Raw genomic sequence first — 9516 nt, 5'->3', positions numbered from 1 at the left:
CCCCGGCGCGCGCGGGGGCGGGCGGGCGGGGGGCGGGCGCCGACCACCGCGCCGCGGTGATCGGCTACCTCACGCAGGTCATCAGCGAGCGCACCAAGAGCGACGCCGACAAGATCGACCCGAGCGACGAGTTCGAGATGTTCGGGATCGACTCGATCATCATGATCAGCCTCACCCGCCGGATGGAGGAGGACTTCGGGGAGCTCCCGAAGACCCTGTTCTTCGAGTACGGCACGATCGAGGAGCTCGCCGACTGGTTCGTCGCCGACCGCGCCGACGACGTCCAGCGCCTCTTCGGCGCACCGGCCGACGCCGCGGCGATCGATGACGTACCGGAGCCGGCAGCGGACGCGACCGCCCAGCCTGAGATCGCCACCTCGGCCCCGGCAGCCGAGCGCCCCGCGCCCGCCCGCTTCTGGCAGCAGGCCGCGCAGACCCGCCCGGCGCCGGCCCCCGCCGCCCAGGACATCGCCATCATCGGCGTCGACGGCCGCTACCCGGACGCCGACACCCTGAAGGAGTTCTGGGCCAACCTGGCCGCCGGCACCGACTCCATCCGCGAGGTCCCCGGCGAGCGCTGGGACCACAGCCAGTACTACGCACCCGAGGGCCGCACCCCCGGCAAGGCGTACGCCAAGTGGGGCGGCTTCCTGCGCGACGTCGACCAGTTCGACCCGCTGTTCTTCAACATCTCCCCGGGCGAGGCCGACTTCCTCGACCCGCAGGCCAGGCTCTTCCTCCAGACCGCCTGGCGCGCCGTGGAGGACGCCGGCTACACCCGCGCCGGCCTCGCCGACCAGAGCGTCGGCGTCTACGTCGGCGTCATGTACGGCATGTACGAGCTGTTCCAGGGCGAGGTCAAGGGCGAGCCGGTCCCGGTACCGTCCTCGTTCGCGGCGATCGCCAACCGGGTGTCGTACTTCATGAACCTGCACGGCCCGAGCATGGCCGTCGACACCATGTGCTCCTCGTCGCTGACCACCATCCACCTGGGCTGCGAGAGCATCCGCCGCGGGGAGAGCGACGTCGTCATCGCCGGCGGCGTCAACCTCACCATCCACCCCAACAAACTGATCCTGCTCAGCCAGGGCAACTTCGCCGCCAGCGACGGCCGCTGCCGCAGCTTCGGCGAGGGCGGCGACGGCTACGTGCCCGGCGAGGGCGTGGGCGCGGTCGTGCTCAAGTCGCTGGAGCGGGCCGTCGCCGACGGCGACCACGTCTACGGCGTCATCAAGGGCAGCGCGATCAACGCCGGCGGCAAGACCACCGGCTTCACCGTGCCCAATCCCAACGCGCAGGCCGACCTGGTCCGCGCCGGCCTCGCCGACGCCGGTGTCGACGCCCGCACCCTCTCCTACATCGAGGCGCACGGCACCGGCACCTCGCTCGGAGACCCGATCGAGATCACCGCGCTCACCAACGCCTTCCGCAACCACACCAAGGACACCGGGTTCTGCGCGATCGGCTCGCTCAAGTCGAACATCGGCCACCTGGAGTCAGCCGCCGGCGTCGCCGCGCTGACCAAGGTCCTGTTGCAGTTCAAGCACCGCCAACTGGCACCCTCACTGCACTCGACCACGCTCAACCCGTACATCGACTTCGCCCGCAGCCCCTTCGCGGTCCAGCAGGAACTGGCCGCCTGGGAGGTGCCGGGTGACCAGCCGCGGCGCGCCGGCATCAGCTCCTTCGGCGCCGGCGGCGCCAACGCCCACCTGATCGTCGAGGAGTACGTCGAGCGGCGCCAGCGGCCGGCCGCCGCGCCCGCGGGCCCGTACCTGTTCGTCTACTCGGCGCGCGACGCGGACCGGCTGCGCGAGCTCGCCGGCCACCACCTCGCCGCGGCCAGGGACCGCTTCGACGGCGCCGACCTCGACGCCGTCGCCCACACCCTGCAACAGGGGCGCGAGGCCATGGAAGAGCGGCTCGCGATCGTCGCCGACGACCTCGGCGGGCTGATCGGCGCCCTGGAGGCGTACCTGGCCGGCACCGGCTCGCCGCGCGTGCACACCGGCAACAGCCGCGGCGCCAAGAGCCAGTCCAAGCTGCTCGTCGGCCTCTTCGAAGACTCCGACATGATGGCCGGGCTGCTGCGCGAACGGCGCCTGGACAAGGTCGCCGAACTGTGGGTGGAGGGCATCGCCCCGGACTGGTCGCTGCTGCACGCGGGCCGGCCGCTGCGCCGGGTGCCACTGCCCGGCTACGCGTTCGCCAAGGAACGCTGCTGGGTCACCGGGCCGGCCAACCCGCGCCCGGCCGGCGCCGCCGTCGACCAGCTCCACCCGCTGCTGCACCGCAACAGTTCCACCCTGGAGGGGCTGCGCTTCTCCGCCACCTTCACCGGCCGCGAGTTCTTCCTCACCGACCACCGGGTCGGCGGCCAGAAGCTGCTGCCGGCCGTGGCCTACCTGGAGATGGCGCTCGCCGCGGTGCGCGCCGCCCTGCCCGAGCAGGCCGACGCGGCCGACCTGCGGGTGCGCGACGTGGTGTGGCTGCGCCCGTGCACCGTCGGCGACCAGCCGCGCACCGTGCACGTCACGCTCACCCCGGGCGAGCACACCGACGCCATCGCCTTCCGCATCCACAGCGACGAGGTGCACTGCCAGGGCAGCGTTCACCTCACCGGCGTCAGCGCGCCGGCGGCCGACACGCTCGACCTGGCCGCGGTACGGGCCCGCTGCACCCGCCCGGTGGTCGAAGGCGCCTGGTGCTACGGCGCGTTCACCCGCATGGGCATCGACTACGGGCCCGCCCACCAGGCCATCGACACGGTCCACCGGGGCACCGACGAGGTGCTGGTGGCGCTGCGGCTGCCGGCCGCCGTCGCCGCCGACGCCGAGCGGTACGCGCTGCACCCGGCACTGCTGGACGCCGCGCTCCAGGCGACCCTGGCGCTCTCGCTCCCGGACGACCCCGACACCCTGCCGCAGACCGCGGGCGCCTCGGCCGAACTGCCCTTCGCCGTCCAGGACGTCACCGTCAGCGGCGCGCTGACCCCGGTGATGTGGGCCCACCTGCGGCCCGCCACCAACGGCGGGGACCGGCTGAAGAAGGTCGACATCACGCTGTGCGACGAGGCCGGGCGCGTCGCGGTCCGCCTTGACCAGGTGGCGTTCAAGCGCTTCACCTTCGAGGCGGCGGCCGGCGGCGCTGCCGAGCGGCTGCTGTTCGCCCCCCGCTGGCGCCCGCAGGAGCTGCCGGCGCCGCAGGCCCGGGCCCACTACGACCGGTGGGTGGTACTGGTTCGCGACCCCGCGGCCGGCCAACTGGCCGAACTGGCACGGCTGTTGCCGGAAGCCCAGGTGCGGGCCCTCACCTCGGGCGCGGCCCTGCCCGCCGACCGCTACCAGGACCACGTCATCGCCCTGGTCGCCGAGGCGGCCACCCTGCTGCACGACGGCCGCAAGCAGCGCCTGCTGGTGCAGGTCGTGGCCGACGACACCGGGACGGACGAGGCGGCCCTCGGCCTCGCCGGGCTGCTCCAGACACTCGGCAGCGAGCACCCGGCCGCCAGCGTGCAACTCCTGTGGTCCACCGACCGGCCCCAGCCGGCCGCCCTCGCCGAGCGGCTGCGCGCCGAACGCGCCTGGCCCACCGACCAGATCGTGCGGCACACCGCAGGGGCCCGGCGCGCCGTCCGCGAGTGGACCGAACTGGCCACCCCGGCGGGCACCGAAGCCCCGCTGTGGCGCGACGGCGGGGTCTACCTGATCACCGGCGGCGCCGGCGGGCTCGGCCTGCTGCTCGCCGAGGAGATCGCCGGCAGCGTCACCGCGCCGCGCCTGGTCCTCACCGGCCGCTCGGCGCCCGGCGCCCGTACCGAAGCCGCCGTCGAGCGGCTGCGGGCCCGCGGCGCGCTGGTCGAGTACGCGCAGACCGACGTCACCGACGCGGCGGCCTGCCGTGATCTGGTGGCCCGCACCACCGCGGCGCACGGCGCGCTGCACGGCGTGCTGCACTGCGCGGGCGTCACCCGCGACCGGCTGCTCACCGGCAAGAGCGCCGATGACGTACGGGCCGTGCTGCCGGCCAAGACGGCCGGGCTGCTCGCCATCGACGAGGCCACGAGCACCGCGCCGCTGGAGTTCTTCCTGCTCTTCTCGTCCGCGGCCGGCGCCCTGGGCAACGCCGGGCAGGCCGACTACGCGGCCGGCAACGCCTTCATGGACCACTTCGCGGCCCGCCGCACCGAACGGGTGGCCCGCGGCGAACGCCAGGGCCGGACGCTGTCCGTCAACTGGCAGCTCTGGCAGGACGGCGGCATGGCGCTCAGCGCCCAGCAGACCCAGGTCGCGGCCGACGCCGCCGGCCTCGCCGTCCTCGACCGGGCCACCGGCCTCGCCGTCCTCGCCGCGTGCGTGGCCACCGGCGAGAGCCAGGTGCTGCCGCTGGTCGGCGACGCCGGCAAGCTCCGCGGCTACCTGCGGGCCCAGACTGCCAACACCCCGCAGACCGCACCGGAGCCCGGCACCGCGCCGGAGCCGACCGCGGCCGACACCGGTGACCACACCGAAGCGCTGGCCACCTTCCTCAAGGGCGTCGTCGCCGAGGAGATCAAGCTCGACGCGGCCCGCGTGGACGCGTACGTACCGCTGGAGAACTACGGCATCGACTCGGTGCTGATCATCAACCTCACCCAGCAGTTGGAACAGCACTTCGGCCCGCTGCCGAAGACGATCTTCTTCGAGAACCAGACCGTGCAGGAGCTGGCCGAATCCCTCACGGCCAGCCACCCGCAGCAGGTCGCCCAGCTCGTCGCGCCCGCCGCGGCGGCCCCGGCCGTCCCCGCACCGGCCGCCCCCGCCGGAGCGGCCACCGGCACGACGGCCTCCGGTACGGCGCAGGGCGTCAGCCTGCCGGCCACCTGGCCCGCCGGCTGGGGCCGCGCCACCGCGCAACCGGTGGCGGGCGATGGCCGACCGGCGGCCGACACCGGCGCCCTGGACGTCGCCATCATCGGGCTCGCCGGCCGCTACGCACAGGCCGGCGACATCGCCGAGCTGTGGACCAACCTGCGCCAGGGCCGGGACTCCATTACGGAGATCCCCGCCGACCGCTGGGACCACGCGCCCTACCTCAACCCCGAGCACGGCCGCGGGGACCGCACCTACGCCCGCTGGGGCGGCTTCGTCGACGAGGCGACCGCCTTCGACTCGCTGTTCTTCAACATCTCGCCCGGCGAGGCCGAGGTGATGGACCCCCAGGAGCGGATCTTCCTGGAGTGCGTCCACCACAGCCTGGAGGACGCCGGCTACAGCAAGCGGTCGCTGACCGGGCGGCCGGTGGGCGTGTACGTGGGTGTGATGTACGAGGAGTACCAGCTCTACGCGGCCCAGCAGCAACTGCGCGGCGAGATGATCACCCTCAACGGCAGCGCCGCCTCCATCGCCAACCGGGTCTCCTACCAGTACGGCTTCCACGGGCCCAGCCTGGCCGTCGACACCATGTGCTCCTCGTCGCTGGTCGCCCTGCACCTGGCCGCCCAGAGCCTCACCTCGGGCGAGTGCGAACTGGCCGTGGCCGGTGGCGTCAACCTGTCCCTGCACCCCAACAAGTTCCTGATGCTGGGCAAGCACCACTTCGCCTCCACCCGCGGACGCTGCGAGTCCTTCGGCACCGGCGGCGACGGCTACGTGCCCGGTGAGGGCGTGGGTGCCGTCCTGCTCAAGCCGCTGGCGAAGGCGATCGCCGACGGCGACCACGTCTACGGCGTCATCAAGGGCACCGCGGTCAGCCACGACGGCAAGACCAACGGCTACACGGTGCCCAACCCGCACGCCCAGACCGCCGTCATCCAGCGCGCGCTTGAGCGCGCCGGAGTGGCGCCGGAACAGGTCTCCTACGTGGAGGCGCACGGCACCGGCACCCGGCTCGGCGACCCGATCGAGGTCTCCGCGCTGACCAAGGCGTTCGGCGCCGACCCCGCGCACCGCTGCTACCTGGGCTCGGTGAAGTCGAACATCGGCCACTGCGAGAGCGCCGCCGGCATGGCCGGGATCAGCAAGGTGCTGCTTCAGATGCGGCACCGGGAGATCGTGCCCTCACTGCACTCGACGGAGCTCAGCCCGGAGATCGACTTCGCCGCCACCCCCTTCACGGTGCCGCAGCAGGTCATCCCCTGGCAGGCGCCGGCCGCAGGGCCGCGGGTCGCCGGCATCTCCAGCTTCGGCGCCGGCGGCACCAACGCCCACGTGGTCATCGCCGAACACCAGGCGCCGCACCAGCCGGCCCGGGACGAGGCCGAGGCAGGCCCCGTCCTGGTGCCGCTGTCGGCCCGCCGTGAGGACCAACTGCACACTGTCGCTGAGCGGTTGCTCGGCTGGTTGCAGCGGCACCGGTTGACGGCGGCCGAGTTGGCCGACGTCGCCCACACCCTCCAGGTCGGCCGCGACGCCCACGAGGAGCGCCTCGGCTTCGTCGTCGCCAGCCAGGACGCACTCGAAGCGGGCCTCGCCGACTACCTGGCCGGCCGCCCGGCCGGCCACCGCGGCACCGTCACCACGCCCGTACCGCCGCAGCGTGGGACCGCGGCCGAAGCGGTACGCGCCCAGTACGCGGCCGGCGACCTGGAACCGCTGCTTACCGCCTGGGTGAGCGGCCAGGACCTGGACTGGGAGGCGCTGACCGCCGGCGCGGGACGGCGCCGGATCAGCCTGCCGACCTACCCGTTCGCCCGGCCCCGGCACTGGATGCCGCCCCGGGACGCGGCCACCCCGCTGGCCGCCACCGCGGTCCAGCTCACCGCGGCCGGCCTCACCCCGCTGCTGCACCACAACCGCTCGTCCCTGTTTGAGCAGCGCTACACCACCACCTTCACCGGCCGCGAACCCTTCCTGGACGGCCACCGCGTCGGCGGCCGGAAGGTGCTGCCCGGCTCGGTGACGCTGGAGATGGCGCGGCTGGCCGGGGCGCTCAGCCTGGAGCAGGAGGTGCGCTCGGTACGGGACGTGCTGTGGCGGCACCCCATCGAGGTGGACGACGCACCCGTCGAGGTGACGGTGCGGCTCTTCCCCGAAGAGGACTCCGTCCTGGTCCAGATCGGCCTGGACGAGGGCCCGCAGGCGGCCCGGGTGTGCATGGAGGCACGCATCGACATCGCCGCCGGGGCTGCCGGACCCGCCGTCCCGGACGGCTCGGCGCAGCCGCTCGACCTGTCCGGCGTCATCGCCGGCTGCGAGGGCAAGCTCGCCGGGCCCGCGGGCTACGCGGCGCTGGCCGCCGCCGGCCTGGACAACGGGCCGGCGTTCCAGGTGATCGAGGAGGTGCTGTTCCGGGACGGCGAGGCCATCGCCCAACTCGCACTGCCCCAGGCCACCGACCTGCACCCGCTCGACGTCCTGCAACCGGCCCTGGTCAACGGCGCCTTCCAGGCCGTGATCGCGCTCATGGGCGGCCCAGCCGAGCCGGCCGCCGGCAACAGGCTGCTGCTGCCCTTCTCGGTGGCCGCCCTGGACGTCCGCGGGCCACTGCCCGCCGAATGCGTGGCCTACCTGCGCCGCAGCGGCGACGGGGCCCGGGCCCACGGCGCGATCGACCGCTTCGACATCACCCTGACCGACCTGACGGGCAAGGCGCTCGTGGTCGTCAAGGACTACGCCCTCAAGTCCTTCGTGACCGGGGCTGAGAACAGGTGAATGAGGATATGACCGAGCACGTCCGGTACTGGACCCCGCAGTGGCAGCCCGCCCACGAACCGCACGACGCGCGGAACGACGCCCCCAGGGGTGGCCGCATCCTCGCCCTCACCCCGGATGACGAGAGCGAACAGGCGCTCCGCCGGGCCGTGGCGCACCACGACGCGCAGGCCGACCTGCACGTGGTGCGCGCCGCCGATGACCTGGTGCCCGCGCTGCGCGCCGGCCGCCTCCCCGAGCGCGTCCTGATCTGGCGCGGCCCGCCGGCCGACGACGGCGACCTGGCCGGCGCCCGGGCCGCCGAGCAGGAGTACTTCCTGCTCCAGGAGGTCACCCAGGCCCTGCTGGGCGAGCGCCCCAGCGGCGGCGTCCGCCTGCTGCACGCCGCCGTCGAGCAGCAGGACGGCCCGCGCCCCGAGTACGCGGCCGTCGGCACCTTCGCCCGCGTCGTCGGCCAGGAACAGCCCGCCTTCCGCTACCGCGGCATCACCCTCACCCCGCGCCCGGCCGACGCCGCAGCCGCCCTGCTGCTGGCCGAGTTCGACCGGTCGGACGCCGCGGCCGAGGTCCGCTACGACGGCGACCGCCGCACCGTACGGAGCCTCGTCGCGCTGCCCGACCAGGGCGCGGCCGATGGCGGCCGGGGCCCGCTGCGCGCCGGCGGCACGTACCTGATCACCGGTGGTCTCGGCGGTCTCGGGCTGGTCTTCGCCCGGGAGCTGGCCCGCCGCGAGCGGGTGCGGCTGGTGCTTTCGGGGCGCCGCCCGCTGGACGCGCAGGGCCGCGCGGCGCTCGCCGAACTGGCCGACGCCGGGGCGCAGGTCCAGTACGTGACGGCCGACGTGAGCACCGCCGACGGGGTGGCCACCCTCGTCAGCCAGGCCCGCAGCGCGTTCGGGCCGCTGAGTGGCGTCATCCACTCCGCCGGCGTGATCCGGGACTCCTTCCTGCTGAAGAAGACCCGCGAGGAGGCGGCTGCCGTGCTCGCCGCCAAGGTGCGCGGCACGGCCCTGCTGGACGAGGCGCTGCGCGGCGAACCGCTGGACTTCTTCGTCCTCTTCTCCTCGCTGGCCGGCACGCTCGGCAACCTCGGGCAGGCCGACTACGGCTTCGCCAACGCCTATCTGGACCACTACGCCCACCGGCGCGAGGCGCTGCGCAGGCGAGGACTGCGCGCCGGCCGCACCCTCTCCCTCGGCTGGCCGCTGTGGCGCGAGGGCGGCGCCATGCACGCCGCCGACGGCGCGGCGGAGCGGGCCAGGGCCGAACTCGGGCTGCACCCGCTGACCACCGCCGACGGCGTCGCCGCCTTCTTCACCGCACTGGCCGGCGACGCCCCGCAGGTAGTGGTGGTCAAGGGCGAGCCGCGCACCTGGGAGCTGCTGGCGTCCTGGCCCGCGGGCCAGACGGCCCAGACGGCCCCAGCACAGCAGCCCGCGCCGGCCGCCGCGCCCGGAACAACGCCCACTGCCCCTGGTGCCTTGGGTGCCTCAGCCGCCTCCGGTGCCGAGGACGACCCGGTGCTGCGCGGCCGGACCCGGGACCACCTGGTGCGCCTGGTCGCCCGCTTCACCAAGCTGCCCACCTCCGAAATCAGGACGGACACCTCCTTCGGCCGCTACGGCGTGGAGTCCATCCTCATCATCAGCATGACCCAGGAGCTTGAGGAGCAGGTCGGGGCGCTGTCCAAGACGCTGTTCTTCGAGTACGACAGCGTCGACGAGCTGACCGCGCACCTGGTGCGCACCAAGGGCGCCGAACTGCGCGCCCACTTCGGCCTCGCGGCCACCGGCACGCCGACCCGGGCGGCGGCCCCGGTGCTCCCGGCGGCCCCCCCCCCCCCAACCGCCCCCCCCCCCCCCCCCCCCCCCCACCCCCCCCCCCC

Annotated in this window: 2 protein-coding genes; both read left to right on the top strand. The window is 74.2% G+C overall.

The genetic code is table 11. The features are described 5' to 3' along the window. The first annotated feature begins 56 nt into the window (after positions 1–56). The gene (locus tag AAHZ94_RS21065; RefSeq protein ID WP_349994540.1) at positions 57–7631 is read left to right on the top strand and encodes an SDR family NAD(P)-dependent oxidoreductase; all 7575 of its coding nucleotides are present in this window, start codon (positions 57–59) and stop codon (positions 7629–7631) included. 8 nt (positions 7632–7639) lie between these two features. Next, the coding region (locus AAHZ94_RS21060; RefSeq protein WP_349994539.1) for a beta-ketoacyl reductase at positions 7640–9516 on the top strand (1877 nt) is incomplete at its 3' end.

This window comes from Streptomyces sp. HSW2009, assembly GCF_040240285.1.
Lineage (GTDB): Bacteria > Actinomycetota > Actinomycetes > Streptomycetales > Streptomycetaceae > Streptomyces.
This window is presented reverse-complemented; position numbering and strand designations above follow the sequence as displayed.